General features: G+C 65.2%; 13 protein-coding genes and 1 pseudogene. 9 read left to right on the top strand and 5 right to left on the bottom strand.

All coding sequences use genetic code 11. From position 1 onward, the window contains the following. Positions 1 to 72: 72 nt before the first annotated feature. From B9C43_RS19180 to B9C43_RS19165, 5 genes and pseudogenes are all read left to right on the top strand, one after another. Complete coding sequence (locus B9C43_RS19180) at positions 73 to 1,608, top strand: serine/threonine-protein kinase (RefSeq protein WP_084428356.1); 1,536 nt, start codon at positions 73 to 75, stop codon at positions 1,606 to 1,608. A 174-nt stretch (positions 1,609 to 1,782) separates the two neighbouring features. After that, entirely contained in the window at positions 1,783 to 2,319 is a 537-nt protein-coding gene (locus tag B9C43_RS19175; RefSeq protein WP_084428355.1) for a 2Fe-2S iron-sulfur cluster-binding protein, read from the top strand. Next, entirely contained in the window at positions 2,316 to 3,305 is a 990-nt protein-coding gene (locus B9C43_RS19170; protein WP_084428354.1) for an FAD binding domain-containing protein, read from the top strand. The genes B9C43_RS19175 and B9C43_RS19170 overlap by 4 nt, the downstream gene beginning before the upstream one ends. Next, positions 3,305 to 3,619: pseudogene (locus B9C43_RS60125) on the top strand (hypothetical protein); the annotation flags it as partial. The gene B9C43_RS19170 and the pseudogene B9C43_RS60125, both read left to right, overlap by 1 nt. Before the next feature lie 10 nt (positions 3,620 to 3,629). Then, positions 3,630 to 5,537 (top strand): xanthine dehydrogenase family protein molybdopterin-binding subunit, encoded by a 1,908-nt coding sequence (locus B9C43_RS19165; RefSeq protein WP_235038722.1) that lies wholly within the window; start codon positions 3,630 to 3,632, stop codon positions 5,535 to 5,537. A 95-nt stretch (positions 5,538 to 5,632) separates the two neighbouring features. Here B9C43_RS19165 and B9C43_RS19160 read toward each other — a convergent pair whose 3' ends face one another. The 3 genes from B9C43_RS19160 to B9C43_RS19150 all read right to left on the bottom strand — a co-directional run bounded on the left by B9C43_RS19160 (position 5,633) and on the right by B9C43_RS19150 (position 12,192). Further along, positions 5,633 to 9,913 (bottom strand): S8 family serine peptidase, encoded by a 4,281-nt coding sequence (locus B9C43_RS19160; protein WP_084428353.1) that lies wholly within the window; start codon positions 9,911 to 9,913, stop codon positions 5,633 to 5,635. 236 nt (positions 9,914 to 10,149) lie between these two features. After that, positions 10,150 to 10,356, bottom strand: a complete 207-nt coding sequence (locus B9C43_RS19155) for a hypothetical protein (protein ID WP_143446453.1) — start codon at positions 10,354 to 10,356, stop codon at positions 10,150 to 10,152. 210 nt (positions 10,357 to 10,566) lie between these two features. Continuing rightward, a complete protein-coding gene (locus B9C43_RS19150; protein WP_200825609.1) occupies positions 10,567 to 12,192 on the bottom strand; it encodes an alpha/beta fold hydrolase in 1,626 nt (541 codons plus the stop codon). A gap of 374 nt (positions 12,193 to 12,566) precedes the next feature. On the opposite strand from B9C43_RS19150, the gene B9C43_RS19145 reads away from it, so the two are divergent. The 4 genes from B9C43_RS19145 (at position 12,567) to B9C43_RS19130 (ending at position 17,633) form a co-directional block, all read left to right on the top strand. Then, positions 12,567 to 13,874, top strand: coding sequence for a jacalin-like lectin (locus B9C43_RS19145; RefSeq protein WP_084428351.1), 1,308 nt, complete (start codon positions 12,567 to 12,569; stop codon positions 13,872 to 13,874). A 133-nt stretch (positions 13,875 to 14,007) separates the two neighbouring features. Further along, complete coding sequence (locus B9C43_RS19140; RefSeq protein WP_084428350.1) at positions 14,008 to 15,012, top strand: TerC family protein; 1,005 nt, start codon at positions 14,008 to 14,010, stop codon at positions 15,010 to 15,012. 26 nt (positions 15,013 to 15,038) lie between these two features. Further along, a complete protein-coding gene (locus B9C43_RS19135) occupies positions 15,039 to 16,007 on the top strand; it encodes a threonine ammonia-lyase (protein WP_084428349.1) in 969 nt (322 codons plus the stop codon). 165 nt (positions 16,008 to 16,172) lie between these two features. Further along, entirely contained in the window at positions 16,173 to 17,633 is a 1,461-nt protein-coding gene (locus tag B9C43_RS19130; RefSeq protein WP_051896815.1) for an alpha/beta hydrolase, read from the top strand. A 96-nt stretch (positions 17,634 to 17,729) separates the two neighbouring features. On the opposite strand, the gene B9C43_RS19125 is transcribed toward B9C43_RS19130, so the two are convergent. Together B9C43_RS19125 and B9C43_RS19120 are read right to left on the bottom strand one after the other, a co-directional pair. After that, entirely contained in the window at positions 17,730 to 19,223 is a 1,494-nt protein-coding gene (locus tag B9C43_RS19125; protein WP_235038721.1) for a family 43 glycosylhydrolase, read from the bottom strand. A gap of 12 nt (positions 19,224 to 19,235) precedes the next feature. After that, a complete protein-coding gene (locus B9C43_RS19120) occupies positions 19,236 to 20,774 on the bottom strand; it encodes a glycoside hydrolase family 76 protein (protein WP_235038720.1) in 1,539 nt (512 codons plus the stop codon). Positions 20,775 to 21,097: the final 323 nt, after the last annotated feature.

Genomic DNA, 21,097 nt, shown 5'->3' with positions numbered 1-21,097 from the left:
ATCCCGTCTTCGGCTGTGTCGCTAAGGTGGTCGCACCGCCTGTACTCGTATTGCCAAGGTCAGGCCGGCTGGGTGGGGACCGGAAAGGAACTGACGTCGGTGCAGCGTGTTGTCGACGGGCGCTACGAGCTCGTCCGGCCTCTCGGCCGTGGCGGGATGGGGGAGGTATGGCTGGGCCGCGACCACCGGCTGGATCGGGAGGTCGCGGTGAAGCTGCTGCGCCCCAGTTCCCTGCCCGCTCTCGCTGACGTCGACGCGCTGATCAGCAGGTTCGACCGGGAGGCGCGGCTGACCGCGAAGCTGGAGAACCCGGGCGTTCCGGCCGTCTACGACACTGGCACCGACAACGATGACCTGTATCTGGTCATGCAGGTGATCGCGGGCGCCGATCTCGCGGAGTTCCAGGCGGAGAACGAACCGGTTCCGGTGTCATGGGTGGCGGCCATCGGTGCGCAGATCGCCTCCGTGCTCGGGGCGGCGCACGCGGCCGGGTTGATCCACCGTGACCTCAAGCCCCGCAACGTGATGATCACCGAAACCGGGGAGATCAAGGTCCTCGACTTCGGCATCGCGCTGCTGCGCGACCCCAATATGAGCAGGCTCACCCGCACCGCCGAGGCCGTCGGGACACCCGCGTACATGGCCCCTGAGCAGGCCCTGCACGGCCAGGCCAGCCCGAGCAGCGACCTGTACTCGCTGGGATGTGTGCTCTACGAGCTGCTGACCGGGCAGTACGTCTTCGACGCCAAGACCGCGCTCGGGATGATGCACCGGCACCTCAGCGACACGCCGCGGCCGGTGTTGTCGTTGCGGCCGGACACCGATCCCGCGCTGGCTGACCTGATCGCCCGGTTGTTGTCCAAGCGGGTCGAGCTTCGTCCAGCGTCCGCACACGAGGTCTACGAGGCGTTGCTGCCGTTGGTCACGGCGGACAAGCCCAGCGGTGCGGTGATCCCGATGGACCCGACCCGGCCGTTCCGCGACACGTTGTCGGCGCCGCGTCCGCCTGCGTCCGTCGCCGCCGCGTCTGTCGGTGTGCTCGACATGCCGACCATGCCAGCCTTGCCAGTCGCTTTGCCACCGCCGCCTCCGCCGCTTCCGCCCGACGTGAAGCCGGCCAAGATGGTGCCGCTCGACACCGGCGTACGCCGCGTCGTCGAGGGATACCTGCTGATCTGGGGGAGCTGGGAAACTCTCGATCGACTCGTCGAACTCGGCTCGGGCGGGCCGGCCCAGCTGGACACGTGGGCCTACTTGATCGCGTCGGCGGGAATGATCACTCTCGGACTGTGGTTGCGCAGACGACGACTCCAGCTGCGTCACTTCTGGTCACTGGGACCGTTCGGCAAGCGTGTCCAAGGGCCACGACCCACCAAGTGGGGAGAGCGGACCGTCGAGTGGCTGATGATCATCGCCGGGATCGCGCTGTGGTGTCTGTTCATCGGGCAGATGATCGTGGGAACGATCAACGGTGACACCTTCATGTACATCGAGGCTCCGTATCGGGCCGTCGTCATCTGCACCGGCGTTCTGGTGCCTGGACTTCTGATGCGGCAACGCCGGCTCGGCCGGCCGTATCCCTGGAAGCTGCGGGCACCTCGTTCATAGGTTGCCCCCGCGGCGACAGGATCGTGCACGAGGTCGCCAGTTTTAGGCGCGCCTCCGCTTTCCTTTGCCTGATTGAATATCGGCACTGCCGACGACCTCGCCATGGCGTGATCGCGCCCTGTTCACCTTCGGTATCACCCGCGTGGACTCGCTGCGTGTGGGGAAAGGACAACCATGACCGGCGATACCCGCAGCGAAATTTCGCTTCGCGTCAACGAAAGAACGCGCAGGCTCAGTGTCGACAACCGTACGACGTTGCTGGACGCCCTGCGGGAAGGGCTCGACCAGACCGGTACCAAGAAGGGCTGCGACCTGGGCCAGTGTGGCGCATGCACCGTGCTGGTCAACGGCAGACGGGTGGTGTCCTGTTTGACGCTGGCTGTCGCCGCCGACGGGACCGAGGTGACCACAGTGGAAGGCTTGTCCCGCAACGGTGAGCTGCGGCCGGTGCAGGAAGCATTCGTCCGGCTGGACGGTTTTCAGTGCGGATACTGCACATCGGGGCAGCTCTGCTCGGCCGTGGGAATGCTGGCCGAGCACCGAGCGGGTTGGCCGAGCGCGGTCACCGACGATGTCTCACCCGACCGTCCGCCGAAGTTGGACGCCGCCGAGGTCCGTGAACGGATGAGCGGAAATCTGTGCCGCTGCGGGGCGTATCCCTCGATTGTGCGCGCGGTGCTGGAAACAGCGCGACAGGAGGCATCGCAGTGAAGGAATTCAGCTACCAGCGAGCGACTCAGGTTCGGGACGCGCTGACCCAGATCGCGGGCACCACTGGGGCGAAGTTCCTCGGCGGCGGTACGAACCTCGTCGACCTGATGAAGAACGAGATCGAGACGCCTGCGAAACTCGTGGACGTTCGCCAGCTTCCGCTGGACGGGATCCGGAGCTCCGCCGATGGCGGGCTGATCATCGGCGCGACTGCGAGCAACAGCGACACTGCCGCCCATCCCGATGTACGTCGGCGGTATCCGGCGGTGACCCAAGCGATCCTGGCCGGAGCGTCCGGCCAGTTGCGCAACATGGCCACGATCGGTGGGAACCTGTTGCAGCGCACCAGATGCGCCTACTTCACCGACACTTCCCAGCCATGTAACAAACGAGTGCCCGGCACCGGCTGCCCCGCGATCGCCGGGGTGCACCACAACCACGCCATCTTCGACTGGACCGACCACTGCGCCGCGACCAATCCCTCGGACATGGGCGTGGCCCTGATGGCCTTCGACGCGGTGGTGCGGTACGAGACCCTCAATGGTCCCGGCGAGATCCCGTTGTCGGACTTCTACCTCCCGGTCGGGACCACACCGCACCTGGAGACGAAGTTGCCGCCAGGCGCATTGATCACCGCGGTCACGTTGTCCAAGCTGGATGTCGCGGCGCACTCGCGGTACCGGAAGGTTCGCGAGCGTGCGTCCTATGCTTTCGCGACCGTGTCCATTGCCGCTGCTTTGAATGTCCACAAGAGACGCGTCCAAGATGTACGGATCGCGCTCGGTGGTGTCGCGGCCCGGCCGTGGCGGGCCCGGATCGCCGAGGCCGCGCTGCGCGACGGTCCCGCTACCGCCGCGCGGTTCCGGGCGGCGGCCGATGCCGAGCTGGCCAAGGCGAAGCCGTTGCACGACAACGCCTACAAGGTGACGTTGGCCCGCAATCTGATCGAGGCCGTGCTGACCGACCTCGCCAAGCGGGTCAAGTGATGGGAGGCAGCACCATGAACGACCAGGCCCGGCCGGACCGCCGAACGATTCTCAAGGGCGCCACAGTCACAGCGGCAGCCATGACAGCGGGACCGGTCTTCGGTGAAGCCGCCGCTGAGCCGTTAGATGACGTCACCTCGTCTCGTGGCGGTGTCGTGGGCACGCCACGGCCGCGGGTGGAAGGGCACGGCAAGGTCACGGGCGGCGTGCGCTACGCCGCCGATTTGAAACTACCCAGGGCGGCACACGGCGTTGTGGTGCTGTCCACAGTGGCGCGTGGACGCATCCGGACGATGGATACCGCGGCTGTGCTGAAGATGCCTGGTGTGGTGGGCGTGGTGGATCACACCAACGCGCCCAAGCTCAACCCCGGAGGCCGGGAACTTCTTCGGCCCGGACGGCCAGATGCAGATCCTGCAGAACACCGAGATCCACTACGCTGGCCAGCCCGTCGCCCTCGTGGTCGCCGAGACCATCGAACAGGCTCAAGCCGGGGCGAAAGCACTCAAGGTCACCTACGAAGAACTGCCGCACGACACGGAGTTCCGGGTCGACCACCCCCAACGCCGTCCGGCGATCCCGATCTTCGGCCCGGACGCCAACGTCGGCAACCTGGACGCGGAACTGGCCGCGTCGGCCGTCGTGGTCGACCAGCTGTACCACTCGCCGCCGGAAACCTGCTGCGCCATAGAACCGCACGCGGCGACCGCGTGGTGGGAAGGTGACCGCCTGCAGGTCGTCGACACGAACCAGGGCTCCTTCTACATCGCCGTCAGTTTGGCCACCCTCTTTCACCTGCCGCTGGAAAAGGTGCGGGTCCGCGCCGAGCACGTCGGTGGCGGGTTCGGGTCCAAAGGGATGATCGGCGCGGTGCAGATCCTCGCAGTCATGGCCACCACGCTGATGCACCGGCCCGTCCGGGTCACGCTGAGCCGCAACCAGGTGTTCCTGACGACGTCGGGCCGGGAGGTGATCGAGCAACGGGTCCGGCTCGGCGCTGATCGCGACGGCCGGCTGCGCGCGATCGGGCACGAGGCGGTGTTCGCGATCTCACCGCTCGCGGAGTTCGTGGAGAACTGCGCCGAGATGGCCAAGTCGATCTACGCGGCGAAAGCGATCCGCACCCGCCTGAGCGTGGTCCCGTTGGATGTTCTGCCGCCGTGCTCGGTGCGCGGACCTGGCAACACGCCTGGCTCGTTCGCCCTTGAGTGCGCTGTGGACGAACTGGCCGAGAAACTGCGGATCGATCCGCTCGATCTGCGGCTGCGCAACGAACCCGAGGTCGGTCCGGTGTCCGGTCTGCCGTTCAGCAGCCGCAACCTGGTGGGCTGCATGCGCGAGGGCGCACGCAGGTTCGGCTGGGCCAAACGGGATCTGCGGCCTCGCCGGCGGCGCGAAGGAGACCTGCTCATCGGTACCGGGATGGCCGCGGTGTCGTTCCTCACCCTGGCCCTGCCGTCAACCGCGACGATCACAGCGGAGAAGGACGGCACCTACACGGTGTCCATCGGCGCGTCCGACATCGGTACCGGTGCACGCACGGCGCTCGTGTCGATCGCGGCCGACGCCATGCGGGTCAAGCCAGAGAAGATCCGTATCCGGATCGCCGACAGCGACTTCGGCAACGCATGGGCCGCCAGCGGATCGCTGGGACAGGCGTCCTGGTCGTGGGCGGTCACGTCCGCTGCGAAGAAGTTGCGCGAACAGTTGGCGACGCGTCCGCCGTTGCCTGTCACAGTCACGGCGGACACCACAGCAGAGACCAGTGCCATGCCGCACAAGGAAAGACAGTCGCACAGCGCGATATTCGCCGAGGTGACCGTGGAACCAGCGACCGGCGAGGTCCGGGTGCGGCGGTTGCTGGGCATGTTCGGGATCGGTCGCGTGGTCAACCCGCTCACCGCACGCAGTCAGGCGATCGGCGGAATGATCATGGGGCTGTCGCTGGCACTGCACGAGGAGAGCGTCCGCGATCCCCACTCGGGCAGGCACATCAACGCGGACTTCGCCGGTTATCACATCTCGGCGCACGCCGACGTGCCGGACATCGAAGCCGACTTCGTGCCCGACCACGAACCCGACATCGCCTCAGGCATCAAGGGAGTCGGCGAACTCGGCACCTGCGGAACGGCGGCAGCTATCGCCAACGCGGTCTGGCACGCCACCGGCCGCCGCCACCGCACCTTGCCGATCCGACTCGACCGCGTGCTGGAAGACCGCGTACTACAGTGAGTTAACCGCCGGGACGATGGAACGGTCCACCGCGGACATTGGTGCCAGAACATCCATCGGGTGGTGCCGTGGGGCACCACCCGATGGGTGGGATGTCAGCTGATCCGGTCTGGGCGGTGGGTCACCCGGATGCCGTTGATGATCGGGACACCTTTTCGGCTGATCAGCCGGAGGTTGAGTTGTCCGTCGGTCACGGTGACGTGGACCGTGCGGGTCAGCGCAGTGAAGGTGCCTGCTTCGTTGGCGATGTCGAGTGCGGGGATCAGTACTTTGTCCTCGGCGATGACATCGAACAGACGCGTGTTGGGTCTGGTGTGGTGGAGCTCCGCGAACCTCAGTTCGACCGCGTACACGCCGTTGGGCACGTTGTCGTACCGGTACTCGAAGGCGTTCTCCCGCAAGTTCTGGAACAACGGCTGCTCAGTTGTGCGGGCGATCGGTGTGGTGGTCCGTACGACCCGTGATCTGCGGTCGTCCAGATAGCCGTAACCGCCCTCAGTGTACGGCTTGTCCGGTGTCCAGGTGTCGCCGTCGGCGTCCGAGTGGTTGCTGCCGCCGGAGTTGACCCCCGACTGGTAGGCCGGAACGATCAGCTTGACGGGCACCATGGTCGCTGGGTTTCGGCCGCTGTTGCTCAGCAGGATGATCGTCGCACCGTACACGCCAGGGGACAGCCCGGTCGTGTCAATGTGGACAGTGAGATCGGCCGAGCCGCCGAGGGCCAGCAAACCGGTGTCCGGTGTCGTGCGCAGCCACGGCACCTCGCTGAAGTCCGGCACGCCGCTGTCGATCAGATACGCGGTGGCCTGCGGGCCCTGGGAAAGCGCCCAGAGGTTGCCGAGCAGGTCTGCCTCCAGCCCTCCACCTGTGTAGGAGTTGGTGTCGGGAGGCGTGATCGTCCTGAGTGTCTGGCACGTGTCCGGGTTGAGCCCGTAGATCGTGTCGCTCTGGCTGTTGGTCGCCGCCCACAGCACGCCGAACGCGCTGTTGAACGCCAGGCCGGAGATCCCCGGATCGGCCGGGCTGCACTGGCTGATCACCGCGCCTCGGTCGGCGTGCGAAAGGCCCTTGATGTGGTAGACGATTCCCTCGTTCCAGCCACCGATGTAGAACGTGTCGTCGTCAGGCCGGTAGGCCAGGCCCCGCTGGGAGATCCTGGACCACGGGAACGCGCCGACGATCTGGTCAGTCACCTCACCACTCGTGGGGTTCCAGCAGTAGATCCCGTTGTTGCCGCCGACGTTGACCTGACAGATGCTGCCGCGCGACGGCACCGCGGCCATGTCGGCAGGCCACTCGCCTGACCATCCGGCCGGCCAGCTCTGCCCTGGCACACCGTCGACAGTGAAGTGGGTATTGCGGCGCCCGGCGGAATCGGAGAACCACGGGCCGTTCTGGTGGCCGACACCCCACGCCCATTGCACGCCAGCGACCGGCCACGAACGCAACACTTGCCCCGGAACCGAAGGTGCTGCCGCCACTGAGGGGAGCCCCTTCGCGGTGCGGGCATTGGGATCGAACGAAGCCGGTCGTGCGACGGGCCCTGCTTGCCGCATCGCAGCTCCACCGGCTTCCTTGACCTGCCAGGACATGTCGGCGGTGCCGGTGTTCTTGACTGTCACAGTGCGTTGACGGGTCTGGCCCGGAGGTACGACGATCTCGACGCCCGACGGCTGCGTCTCCAGGCGAGGCGTTCGCAGCGCCACGTCACGGCCGATCACCGCACCCTCGGTGAGCACACGGATGTCCGCCTGGTCATCGACGTAGTCGGTCTGCGTGAAACGCAACCGGGCCTCGCCGAGCTTGACTCTCGCCTGGTAAACGCCCTCGTTGTCGGTCGTGAGGACCTGGTCGGCGATACCCGGCTGGCTCACGGTCACAGTCGCCTTGGTGATGGGGAGGCGGTCGTTGGCGTCGGTGACGGTCCCACGTACCAATGATGTCCCCGGTACCCGCAACACGATTGCGGTGTCGTCGGCCAGCGAAGCCTGGAAGGCGCTGTACTGCAACGCGTCCGAGCCGGTCTCGTCCTCGATCCCGATCGTGGCCTGTGTTCCATGCTCCTCTGGCCGGTCAATTCCTTTGTATTGCAGTGTGATCCCACCGTTCTCGGCCAGTACGACCTGGACGCTGAGCCTGTTGTCCGGCGAGCCGAACGTCACGTCGCGCCATTCGATGACGAAGGAACGGTTCGGTGCTGTTCCGGTCAGGCCACTGCGTACCGATGCGAAGCCGTCGACTACCAGGTTGTACCAGAACGCGTAGATCGCCGCGTTGGGTTCCTCTCTGGACGGCAGTGTGCTGTTGACCGGGAACGACCAGCTGAGTGGTTTGAAGCTGAGGAAACCGTTGGTGGATACCGTGACTGACTGGTGGGACTGCTCGTACAGGTTCACCGGGAACGGCAATCGCACAGACGTCGTGCTCTCGTCGCCTGCCAAGGGCAGTACGGTAGGAGTGTCCAACCAGGACGGCGCGTTGGTTGCACAGACGTGTCCGATCCGGTCGGACTTGATCGGCAGTGCGAAGTCCACTGTGGTGTCGCCGACGACGTTCACAAGCTTGCGTTGGGGGATGAAGCAACCCGGTCGTTCTGAGACGAAGTTGTATGTGCCTTCCGGTACGGACTCGATCCGGTAGGAGCCGTCAGGCGCCGTCGTGGCCGCCAACGGCGTGTCGAGTACCGATACCGACGCCGTGGCTACCGGTCCGCCGTTGCTGTCTCGGACGAAGCCGGTAACCGTGCGCAGCGGCGCTACGGCGAGAGTGAAATCATGCTTGGCGACTTGGTTCTCGTTGATCGTGATACGCGTTGTCTGCGCGAGGTAACCGAACTTGCGGACGGTGATGTCGTACTCGCCGACCGAGAGGATCGGCACGGTGTACTCACCTTGTTCGTTGGACCGCGTCTTGCGGGACAGCGGGCCTTCGAACTGAATGTCGGCTTCCGCCAATGGCCCGGTGGCGGAACGCACGACACCGGTCGCGCTACCAACCGGTCCTCGGGGCGACTGCTGGACGGTCGCGAACGCATCCAGCTTCCCGTGCCCCCACACGTTGTTGTCAGCGGACGTGCCGCCACATGTGGCGTCATCGACAGGGTTCGTGATGGTGTCGAGAAGGTCCTTGCTCTCCTGGACCCTGCCGCGCAAAGGCTGCGCCGCTGACCAGATGAGTGCGATGGTTCCGGTCACGTGCGGCGTCGCCATCGACGTGCCATCCATCTCGGCGTAGCCGTTGCCGGGCACGCTGGATCTGATCCGCACGCCCGGTGCCGTGATGTCCGGCTTGATCTCGGCGCCGATTCCGCCTGGTCCACGGCTGGAGAACGGGGCGATCGCATTGCCGCTGTCGAAGGCGCCCACCGAGTAGCTTTCCGGGTAGTCGCCCGGTGAGCCGGCGGTCGAGCAGCCAGGCCCGGAGTTGCCGCTCGCGAACACCGGGAAGATCCCGGCGGCGACCCAGCTGGAGACGACAGCGCGGTAGAACGGGTCCCCGGCGCCGCCGCCCCAGGAGTTGTTGACCACGTTGGGCGCCAGCTCGGGACGCGGGTTCTGGCCGTTGACGTCGGTCGGCGCGATCATCCATTGCCCGGCGGACAACAGCGCCGACAGCGAGCAGAACTGCGACTCGCAGCCCTTGGCGGCGATCCACTTCGCGCCAGGTGCCACACCGATCTGGTTGCCGTTACCGTCATCGCCGAGAACAGTGCCGAGCACGTGCGTGCCGTGCCCGATGTTGTCACACGGTACGAGCGATGGGGCGCCACACACCGAAGACGGGTCGTACCAGCTGTAGTCGTGCTGCACGGCGCCTTGCGTCGCCGCACCACGATATTGCTTGGCGATGGCGGGGTGGTCGAACTGGGCGCCGGTATCGATCGTGCCGATCACGATTCCCTCACCACGGGTACCGAAGGTCTTCCACACCTCCGGCGCCCTGACGCGGTCGATGTTCCACTCGACGGCCTGAGCTGCGGCCGCGGGCGTCTCCCTGACCGGTTTGACGAGGGGGTAGGTGCGGTCAGCGACGATCCGGTCGACGTCGTCCCGCCGGGCCAGTTCCCGGAGCAGGGCGCTGTCCCCGGTCACCTTGATGACGTTGGTGATCCAGAACGGGGTGAACGGCGCGTTGCGGTCGGTGAGCAGTTGGCGGATACCGGACTGCGTCCGGTCGGCCTCGGTTTTCTTGGTCTGGTAGACGTATCGGGCTCGTTCGGCGTGCGTCGCCGCACTGCCGGCCTTGGTCAGGTCCGCCTGTGACTTCAGGAAGACGAAGAAATCGGTTGTCCGGTCGTCGAAGACCTGCGCGGGGATGCTTTGGTCGATCTTCGGCATGATCGGTTCGGCGTCGGCTCGCTGCGCCGGAGAGACCACGGCAATCCCCAGGATGGCCGCTAAGAGTAGGCCGAGATGGTGTTTTCCTTTTCGCCGGAACACGGTGTGGATGATCCTCTCGATGAGACTCGTCCAGGGCGGCAACGTACTTTCCGGGCGCGAGTCACAGCCAACCGTGGTTCAGACCTTTTGGCTATGGGCCGAAAGCCCTCAATTGTCGCCTTGCCTGCGGCGAGAGGAGAAGAGGATCGTCTACAGAGGACGCTTGGCTTGATTCAGTGAGTGCATTCCCAGGTGACGTGGGCTTCGAACATCTCGATCACGGTTTCGGTCTCGACGCAGTCCGTACGCTCGAAGCCGTCGGCCCGCGCCTGTTGCCAGGCCTGCGCTCGGGCGTAGTGGATCGCGAATCCCCAGTCGCTGTAGCCGGAACCGTGATACACCTCGGTGACCGTGTCGGCCACCGCCGGAATACTGGTCATCAATGCCATTGTCGAAGCGAATGCACACGCGAATATGAGCCGACGGGTCATCATACGTTCGAAGGTAGGCAATACCGGCGGGGTTCTCGACCACCACCTGGGGGCGTCTAGGCGGTGTCAAACGTCAGCATTCACACAGTGCGTCTGTCACGATGCAGCCGCCGTATGTCCTCTCGCAACTGTCGCGAGAGGACATACGAAGGGATCGCGTCAGAACCCGCGGTCGAGCTTCTGGGTCTTGATCAGCTCGAGGGCACGTTCCTCCAGCGATCGGCTCGACTGAGTCGCCAGCCCGTCAACGGGCACGTTCGGCCGTGGCGCGCCAGGGCAGGTCACCCGTGAGCCGGGTAGCACGCCGCCGATCAGGTATTCGTTGATCTTCTTCGTGGCGCAGTCGTTGCGGCCGTACAAGCCATGTGCGCCCTCGTCGGCGATGGAGATCAGGCTGTTGTTGAGTTTCGCCGCCATCGCCGGCCCGCCGTCGTACTGGGTGGAGGGGTCGAACTCGGCCTGCACCACAAGCCCGGTCGGGTACCCGTTGCGTTTCAGGTCGGTGATCCGCTCGGGCGGGGTGAACGACCGGAACGTGCACTCAGTCGGCTCGGCCGCCCCGGCGCCCCTGCCGTACGGGTACCGCTCCCGGAAGATCCGCATCTGCTCGTAGTAGACGTTCAGGTCCGCTGGCCAGTCCGCCTCACAGGTCACCGTCGGAAAGACACCGTTGAACGTCTCAGGGATGCTGTATTTCGTCAGCGCCGCAAGGGCTTTGGCCGCATCAGGGGACAGCGTCCCGCCGACGGCTGCCTTGATCTTGAGAATCAATTCGGTGGTCAGCGCCCATCCGGGGCGGGACACAGTTTCGTAGCCCAGGATCATGTCGAAGAGGTTGCGGTCGATCTTCCCGTATTCGGGGTGTTCCGGCCATGGCACCGGCGTGACGGCAAGTTGCTTGCCCAGTGCGTCGAGAGTGGCCGTGACCTGGGCGACCGAGGTGCCGAGGTGGTAGGTCTTGTCCCGTTCGGCTACCCAGGCCGCCCAGGCGTCGAAGTTCTGCCTCGCCGCGACCGCCTGCTGCTTGGACTGCTCGTAGTAGAGCCAGTCCGGGTGCATCGACGAGTCGAGCACGCTGCGATTGAGGTTGCGGGGAAACAGGCTGCCGTACACGGCACCGAGGTAGGTGCCGTAGGAGAAGCCGAGATAGTTGATCTTCTTCTCACCGAGCGCGGCCCGGATCACGTCCATATCCCGTGCGGTGTTTGCCGTGCTGATGAAGGGACGCAGGCCGCCGCCCGCACGCTGGCAGGCTTGTTCCTGGCTGAGCTTGGCCGCCGCGATCACGGGGAACTGGTCGTCCGTCGGACGAGTCCGAGCGGGCTCCCAATGCCCAGCCTCGCATCGCAACTCGGTGGACCGGCCGACGCCACGCGGGTCGAAGCCGATCAGGTCGAAGCTGTCGGCGATCGCCTCGCCGGTCAGGTAGGAGGGCATCAGCAGACCGTCACCGCCGGGCCCGCCGGGGTTGAGCAGCAGAACGCCTTGACGTTTGGCCGGGTTCTTGGCCTTGCGGCGGCTCACCGCGATACTGAGCCTGCCGTCATCGGGGTTGCGGTAGTCCATCGGCACTGTCAGCGTGGCGCATTCCAGGCCGGCCCACAGTTTCTCCCACTCCTCCGGCGGAAATCCGGGCGGTGGTGGCCCGCTGTCACACGGTGCCCAGGAGACCTGCTGCTTGGTGAACGCGGCAAGCTTGGGATCCTCGGCAGCGGCAGGGATGACTGTCAGTCCAAAGAAGACAGTAACACTGGCGGCGATCGCCGATCCGCGTCGAATTCTCACGGAATCACCTTCCAATCAGGTGTGTGTCCGACAAGTTCGAACGGGTCCGCAAGCTATCGGCGCCGTGCTAAGGAGCGGATAAGCGAGTCCGCGGCTCGGGTGCTTCCATTGCGTGCGGCTGCGCGGCGCAGCCGACATCCAGCAGAACATTTCCCGGCAGGCACCCGTTACGCTGTTGGTCGCCGGTTGTTCACCGGCCAGTACGGCGTAGGCCAACGCGGACAGTAAGCCGTCCTCTTCGGACTTGTCCCGGCGCCTCCAGTCCGGCGTCCCCTCGGTAAGGTCCTATGACCGTCACTGTTGCGCTGCCTGATTCCAGGCGATAACGTGAGCCCGTTTCACGTTCAATGTTAACGCGAACATAGGACCCGTCCATGCAACGATCGATCCTGACCTGCCTGTCGACCGTTCTGCTGACAGTCGGTGCCATGGCCTCGCCGGTGGCCCAGGCGGCGGCAGTGAATTCCTTCTCAGTGCTGACCTACAACGTCGCCGGATTGCCTGAAGGGCTGTCCTCCGGCAACCCGGCGACCAATACCCCGTTGATCAGTCCCCGGCTTGCCGGCTACGACGTCGTCGCTGTGCAGGAGGACTTCAACTACCACGCGGCCCTGTACGCGGGCGACAACCATCCATTCCGGACGCCCACGAGTGGCCCCGCCGCGTTCGGCGACGGTCTGAACATCCTGTCCCGGTTCCCGTACAGCGACTTCCACCGGATCAAGTGGGGGAAGTGCAACGGCACGGACTGCCTGACCCCCAAAGGGTTCAGCCTCTCCCGGATCCGGCTGGCCGAGGGCGTGTACGTGGACCTCTACAACCTGCACCCGAACGCGGGCACCACGACCGCCGACCTGGCGGCCCGGCGGGCGAACATCACCCAGCTCACCCAGTTCATCGCCGCCAACTCAGCCGGGAACGCCGTGATCGTCATCGGCGACACGAACACCCGCTACACCAGAACCGAGGACAACATCCGGGAACTCGCCTCCAGTGCGGGCCTGACTGACGCCTGGGTCCAACTCGTGCGCGGTGGCAACGCGCCTGCCATCGGTAGCCCCGCGCTGGTGTGCGATCCCGCCGCGGTGACCAACTCCTGCGAAGTGGTCGACAAAATCCTCTACCGTGGCAACAAGTTCATCAACCTCACCGCACGCGAGTACAACAACGAGAACCAGAAGTTCCTCGACAGCGCGGGAAAGCCCCTGTCGGACCACTATCCCCACAAGGTCCAGTTCGACTGGTCGCTCAACGACCGGATCCGGATGAGCGACCAGTTCGGTGGGCCGCACGGGACTGCGTTCACCGACGTGGACCGGGTGGCCGACGGCGTCGGTGTCCGGTCCATCCAGATGCGTGGCGGAGAGCGCCTCGATCACATCGGGCTGACCTTGACCGACGGCACCGTACTGGCACACGGCGGAAACGGCGGTTCAGCAACGGCAATGACGCTCAACCACGGCGAGCGCATCGTCAGAGTCACCCTCTCCCAAGGCAAGCACAACGGGCACACGAGAATCTTCTCCGCCGCACTCACCACTGACCAGGGCCGCACACTGTCCGCTGGCAGGCCGACCAGTGACACGGTCACGTACACGGCACCGCCCGGCTGGCAGATCACCGGGTTCACCGGCCGATCCGGTGCCGAAGTGGACAAGCTCGGCGTGATCTACCAGCCCTGACAAGGTCAGCGCACCGGGGCATTGTCACCCTCGCGGGTGCCGGTGCCCCACCGGTCATTGGCTTGGCGCGCGGCGTGATCGTGTGTCCACTACGGTTGGATACGGCGTCACAACCGGGCGAACCGGAGGTACAGTGCTCGAGATCAACGGGCTGACCTGGGCAGTCACCATCGGCCTCATCCTTGTGCTGCTGGCTGTGGATCTCATCCTCGCCAGCGTCCGGCCGCACCGGGTCGGGTTCCGTGAGGCGAGCCTGTGGTCCATCTTCTACGTCCTGATCGCGATCGCGTTCGGAGTGTGGTTCGCGAGCGTGTACGGCGGCGGCGCGGGCGCGGAGTACTTCGCCGGTTACATCGTCGAAAAGAGCCTGTCCGTCGACAACCTTTTCGTCTTCGTCATCATCATGACCACGTTCGCCGTGCCGGAAGAGCACCAGCACAAGGTGCTCACGTTCGGCATCGTGCTGGCACTGGTGATGCGCGCGATATTCATCGCGCTCGGCGCCACCTTGCTCGCGTTGTTCTCGTTCATGTTCCTCCTCTTCGGACTGCTGCTGATCTACACAGCCGTGCAGTTGTTCAGGCACCGCAACGAAGACCCCGACATCGAGAACAACCTCGTCGTCAACACCGCACGCCGGATCGTGCCGGTCACCGACCAGTACGCCGGCAGCAAGATCTTCACTCGCGTCGACGGGCGCAGGCTGGCCACTCCGCTGTTCATCGTGCTCGTGGCCATCGGCGGGGTCGACCTGCTGTTCGCGCTGGACTCCATCCCCGCGGTGTTCGGCGTGACCGAAGAGCCCTACATCGTCTTCACCGCCAACGCCTTCGCCCTGCTCGGCCTGCGCGCCTTGTTCTTCCTCGTCAAAGGCCTGCTCGACCGGCTGGTGTACCTCTCGGCCGGGCTCTCGGTGATCCTGGCCTTCATCGGCGTCAAACTGATCCTGCACTGGGCGCACGTCGACATCGACGAGCGAGTACCGGAAGTGCCGACGCCGGTCAGCCTCGGCGTCATCCTGGCCATCCTGGTGATCGTGACCGTGGCCAGCCTGATCAAGACCAGCCGCGACCCCTCGGCCAAAGCCCACCCAGGTTCGCTGCGGGCCAACCCACCAGCGAAAACCGGTGACGAATAGCCCGCCATCCCCGATAAGGTCTCGGCGTGCTTCGGACCCGCCTTGATCTTGACCGGATCCACGCCGCACGCCGCGTGATCAACCCGGTGTTTCTGAACACCCCGATGTACCGGTGCGATGCACTGGGAAGCCAGCTTGGCTGCACTGTCAGCGTCAAACTGGAAACGGCGAACCCGGTCCGCAGCTTCAAGGGCAGAGGCACCGAGCTCGTCACGAGCCTGCTGACCGAGCAGGGCAGGACCGCAGTGGTGTGCGCCAGTGCCGGCAACCTCGGTCAGGCACTCAGTTGGTCCGGCCGCCGCCGTGGCCTCGACGTGACGGTCGTGGCATCGCGGCAGGCACCCGTCGCCAAACTCAACCGGATCCGCGCATTGGGCGCGGAGCTGGAACTGGTGGACGGCGACTTCGAAATGGCCCGCGAGCGAGCAGTGACAGTCGCGCGACAGCGCGACATCCGGCTGCTCGAGGACAGCCTGGACATCGAGACCTGCGAGGGCGCCGCGACGATCGGCCTTGAGCTGGCGGAAACCCCGGTCGACACTGTGCTGATCGCCCTGGGTGGCGGCGCGATGGCCACCGGCGTTGGCTACGTGCTCAAGACGCTGACACCCGGAGTCGAAGTGATCTGCGTGCAGCCCATGGGTGCACCGGCGATGACCCGCTCCTTCCACGAGCGCCGCGTGATCACCACCGAATCGGCCGACACCATCGCTGACGGCGTCGCAGGCCGGTACCCGATCCCAGAGGTGCTCGACGACCTCCTCGCGGTGGCTGACGACGCTGTCCTCGTCCATGAGTCGTCGATCGTGGCGGGCATGCAGATGCTTCTGGAGCACACGGGCCTGGTCGTCGAGCCCTCAGCCGCCCTCGGTGTCGCTGCCGTACTGGAAGATCGCGACCGTTTCGCCGGCCGTCACGTCGTCAGTGTGATCTGCGGCAGCAACGTCGACCTGGATGCTTATCACCGCTGGGTCGGCCGGAGCGAGCCCGAGTGACAGACCGTCGGCATCGGCTGAGCAATCCACCCACAAATGGCCAAATGGCCGATACCCGACCATACCTTCGCGGGTAGTCCGCCCCTGCGGTCGCCCGCCAGACTCGGCCCCTCCTGTAGGTGGATCTTGACCACAAACAAGGGGATGCCAGTGAGACTTTCACTCATGTCGGCAGCTGCCGCGGCGCTGGTCGTCGGACCGCTGCTGACGGTCGTGCCTGCGGCGCAGGCGAGCACCACGATCGACTGGAAACCGTGTACCGACAAGCCGGAGGTCGAGTGCGCCAAGCTCGCCGTGCCGGTGGACTGGGGCAAGCCGGACGGCGACAAGATCGAACTGTCGCTTGTCCGTCGCAAAGCCGTTGAGGGCGCGGACAAGCTCGGCACCTTGATGTACGGCCCGGGCGGGCCGGGTGGCGCGGGTGCGGCGGACCTGAAGTCCCGTGCGATCTTCACCGATCCCATCTACCAGCGCTACGACGTCGTCAGCTACGACTCGCGTGGCATCGGCGGCAGCAGCCCGATCATCTGCGAGACCGACAACCAGATCCGCAGCTGGCCGTCCACGGCCGAACAGTTCGCCAAGCAGCTGGAGCAGAACAAGGCCTACATCGAGGATTGCCGCCAGCGCACCGGCCCGATCTTCGACCACGTCGACACCATCAGCGACGTCAAGGACATGGACGCCATTCGCGCCGCGCTCGGCGAGAAGAAGCTCAACTACTACGGCGTGTCCTACGGCACGCTGCGCGGCCAGCAGTACGCCGAAATCTTCCCCGACCGGGTCGGCCGGCTCGTCCTTGACTCCACAATGGACCACAGCATCGACAACACCTGGGACTTCATGCGTACGGAGACCTACCTGCGCGAGGAGATGTTCGGGTTCTTCATCGAGTGGTGCAAGAAGGAAACGACCTGTTCACTGCACGGCAGGGACGTTCCCGCGCTGGTGAAGCAGCTTTACGACAAGGCCGCCAATGGCGAGCTGACCGATCCGAGCGACCCGGCGAGGAAGCTCAACCCGGTCGACTTCGCGCTGAGCCTGGAGCGGTGGGTGGTCAACGAGCGGTGGGCCGAGCTCGCCGACTACATCAAGTCCTTCGAGCAGGGTGCGCCGATGAACGTGACCGCCGCGCCGCTCGCGCTGCGCAACGAGCCGAGCCGGCCGATCTGGTGCAACGACTGGAACATCCGGATCAACAGCTTCGGCGAGCTGAGCAGGCTGACCGACAAGCTCGCCAAGGTCGCGCCGAACGTCCGGTTCACCAACTACAACACGTGGGCCGTGGTCTGCCTCGGCTGGCCGGGCAAGCCGACCAACCCGCCGCACAAGCTCAAGCTGAGCAAGAAGGTTCCGCCGATCCTGATCACCAACTCCCGCTACGACCCGGCCACCGTGTACCCGTGGGCGCTGGCCGTCGCGAAGCAGAGCAAGATGCCGCTGGTGACCTACGACGGCGGTGGTCACGGCATGTACTTCCGCGACACCTGCTCGCGTGACCACATCCACAACTATCTGCTGAAGGGTGACGTGCCACCACCGAACACGCACTGCCCGGTGCAGACCCAGCCGGCGGTCAACAGCACGCTGCCCCTGCCGCCGAGCGTCGCCGACTTCATCGGCTGAGAACGACTGCGGCAGGATCACGTATCCAAAGCAGCCGCATGACGGCTTTGACCTGGGACTCTCAGGTCAAAGCCGTCATTTTCTTCTCGGTGAAGGTCATCTGTGCGTGATCGAGATGTTGTCGAAACTGGCGGCGGTGTTGAACACGCGGACACCGTTGGCGCCACTGGTGAAACTCGTGTCGCTTGTGACGATCTTGGGTGTGGACATGTCATCGACGTACACCTTGATCGACGACCCGACGGCCTCCACCCGGAGTCGGTAGGAGGTGCCGGGCCTGATGATCATCGGCACCGATGCCAGCTGGGTCCAGTTGTTGTCGGCCTTGCCCAACAGGACACGGCCCGATCCACTGATCCCGGCGTAGTAGCCGCGGTAGCTGTCTGTCCCCGTAGCGGGCTGGGACACCCGGAACACGACTCCGCTGTCCCCGTTCGCGGACTTCGTAATGACATCGGCGTCATGCACGAAGTTCGAGAAGTTGGTGTCCAACAACGCCTTGCCGCCGAATGAGGCTGAAGTGTCGTATCGGCTGGATGACGCCGACCAAGAACCGCCGTAAGTCGTCCAGCCCACCGCGTTGCGGTCCTGGAAGTTGTCCTTGACCTTCATGGTCACCGGCTGGATGGTGCCGTCGGCGTTGAAGTACATCCGGTCGTAGCTGATCTGCCGGTGGTTGATGTCCGTCCGGCTCAGCGGCCGGCGGTGGTAGACGATGTACCAGATGTCCGTGCCGGGAATGTTGAGCACGGAGTTGTGACCGGAACCCCGTGCCACCGCGGGATCCTGGCTGAGTACCTTGCCGATCCTGGTGAACGGCCCGGTCGGCGAGTCCGACATCGCGTAGGACACGGAGTAGTTCGGCCCGCCCCAGTAGTCCTCGGACCACATCAGGTAGTACTTGCCGTTGCGCTTCAGCATCTGCGCGCCCTCGGTGTAGTTCGACGGCGTGATCTCCTTGTACGTCGTGCCGTCGTCGAAGCGGCCGAGGCTGGTCATGTCGGTGTTGAGCTTGACCACGTTCGCGTGTCTCCAGCCGCCGTAGTACATGTACGCCTGGCCGTCGGAGTCGATGAACACGTCCTGGTCGATCGGCTGGGCGCCGTTGACGAACTGGCTGATCAGCGGTCGGCCGATGGCGTCGGTGTACGGGCCTTCCGGCCTGTCGGCGACCGCGACACCGATGCCGCCGAGTTCGGAATTGCTCTGGATGTCGTTGGCGGCGAAGTACAGGTAGTACTTGCCGTTGCGCTGCACGGGTGCCGGGGCCCATACGGCCTTGTGGGCCCACGAAACGTTGGCTGTGGTGAGGACGTTCGGATGCTTCGTCCAGTTGATCAGGTCAGGGGAGGAGAAAGCGTCAAGATAGGTCTGCTCCTCATATGGCCTCGACGATGTGGGGAACACCCAATAGGTGTTGTTGTAGACCGCCACATCGGGATCGGCGTACCACCCGTCCACGAAGGGGTTGCCCGCCTCCGCAGTCGAGTAGTCGGGTGCTGCCTCGGAAGGTGGGGCCGTGGCCACGCCGCCGATCAACAGAACTGCGAGCGCTGCCGCGAGAATCTTGCCACGCCTTGGTGCTGCCACATTCCATCCCATCTAGTCGGCTGCGTTCATCAGGTCGACCGCACTGTGCTGTCGTGCACCGTCACTGCGTTGGAACGGCCCAGCCCACGGTTGGTCGTACGAGTCGGCACTGGAGCGATCGCGTGTGTAGGCCGAATCGGCCTGGCGGCGCAGGTACGCGGTGTACGGGCGGTCAGCGAGGGTTCTGTTCAGTGCGGCCAGTCCTCGTACGTAGATTCCCTTGAAGGACGGCACATCCCCGCCGCCGCCGTTGTCGAACAGGATGCCGCCAGGGTTGAGGAACGTACTGGAAGTCGAGGCGTCGGCCAGGGTGCGTGCTTGGGCGATCAAGCTCGCGTCACCGGTCGCCCGACTCAGTTCCACCAGTGCGGCAAGGGGAACGCCCTGGTTGTAGCTCCACGGTGTCTGGCCGTTGTTGGCGCACGTGGCTGTGGTGAGGCCATCGTTGACCAGGTTGGAGCTGTTGATCATCTTGCTGTTGCGGAACCACGTCCAGCCTGCGCGGGCGCGCTGCAAGTAGACGGTGTCGCCGGGGATTCTGTTGTGCAGAGCGGCGTTGAATTGGACGTACAGAGCGTTGGTGATGGCGTTCTTGTACGTTTTGCTGGCGCTCCACCACACGCCGCCACCGCACACCGAGTCCCAGTAGCGGAAAATGTGGTCCGCGCCCACCCTCGCGGTGTTGAGGTACCTGCTGTCGCCAGTCAAGTCGTAGGCGTCGAGCCACGCCAGGCCCCACCAAGCGATGTCGTCGTTGTAGTCGTTGATGAAATTTCCTTGCCAGGCGCGGAGGTTGAGGTCATAGGTGCGTGCGATGGCGTAGCGATAACTGCCCATGCCCGTCACTCGGATGTTGTCGATGATGGCGGTGAGCGCGTTGGCGGAGTTCCACCATCCAGTGGTGTCGAACAGGCCTGTGCTGAGGTTGTAGCGCTGCATGAGGGCGGTGGCTGCCGCGGTCCGGCGTTCGGCTGCGTTCCAAGTTGTGCGGTACCAACTGGTGCACGCGATGGCGGACGATCCGGCAGGCTGGCCGCAAGCACGCAACAGACCAACGCCGAGGTTGGCCCAGTCGTCCACGTTGTACATCATCGTGCGCCAACCCGTGACGCCCGCGGGGATGCGCGTTTCACCCAGCTTGGAGCCCGAGTTCCAGCTGACCCCGGCGTCGAACGACCGGTCAAGCCAGACGGCGTCGCCTTGCGCGCCAGCGCCGATCGCAGCCCAGCCCATCGCGTCGGTGTCGTTGAAGTACAGGGAGATTTGCCGTCCGCTCACGGTGACCGTCTGAGCGAATCGAGTGGCGGGCGCCAGCGCGGGATCGCGAGCGTCGCAGTACTTGTTGCAGACTGTGGCCGCCAGCACCGCCGGTTCGTCAGGCCGGTAGGCGGATCGCTGCGAACTGAGCGGCAGCGCGGGATCACGGGTGTCGCAGTAGTAGTCGTCGCAGACCATCGCTGGGGCTTCCGGCGGCGGCGACGTGGACTCGGGCGGGACGCCGAGCACAAGGGTGGCAAGGACAGTGGGCGGCAGCAGGACAGCTCTCAACACGAGACCTCCCGGGTGCAGGGGTGGGTGGTCCGATAGCTTGAGAGCGCTCTCAAGACGCAGGTTAGGGTTCCACGTGCGGCAACGTCAACGTTCTTGACGAGCCAGGTTTTTGTCATGCCGGAGCTCGGTGTGCCGTGGCCCGGGTGCAATCCGGTCCCTGAGAGCCTCTTCTGTCGTCAGGCGCTCTCAATGGCCTGACGGAAGGCCAGCGGTTCTCAAGATGAGTCCGGACAGGGCGCCGTTGCGCGGCCAGCTTGACGAGGCTCTCGCCCGGACCGGCCTGAGATTGCCTGAACCAGCCATCGGCGCTCGGATCGACCAGG

Source organism: Kibdelosporangium aridum (genome assembly GCF_900176515.1).
In the GTDB taxonomy this organism is placed as follows: Bacteria; Actinomycetota; Actinomycetes; order Mycobacteriales; family Pseudonocardiaceae; genus Kibdelosporangium; species Kibdelosporangium aridum.
The sequence above is the reverse complement of the archived record's forward strand: the minus strand, read 5'-3'. Positions and strand labels throughout refer to the sequence as shown.

Coding starts and splice junctions, on each gene's coding strand:
- B9C43_RS19175 (WP_084428355.1), top strand. CDS start 1,783: ATGACCGGCGATACCCGCAGCGAAATTTCGCTTCGCGTCAACGAAAGA.
- B9C43_RS19155 (WP_143446453.1), bottom strand. CDS start 10,356: ATGACCAGTATTCCGGCGGTGGCCGACACGGTCACCGAGGTGTATCAC.
- B9C43_RS19145 (WP_084428351.1), top strand. CDS start 12,567: ATGCAACGATCGATCCTGACCTGCCTGTCGACCGTTCTGCTGACAGTC.
- B9C43_RS19130 (WP_051896815.1), top strand. CDS start 16,173: ATGTCGGCAGCTGCCGCGGCGCTGGTCGTCGGACCGCTGCTGACGGTC.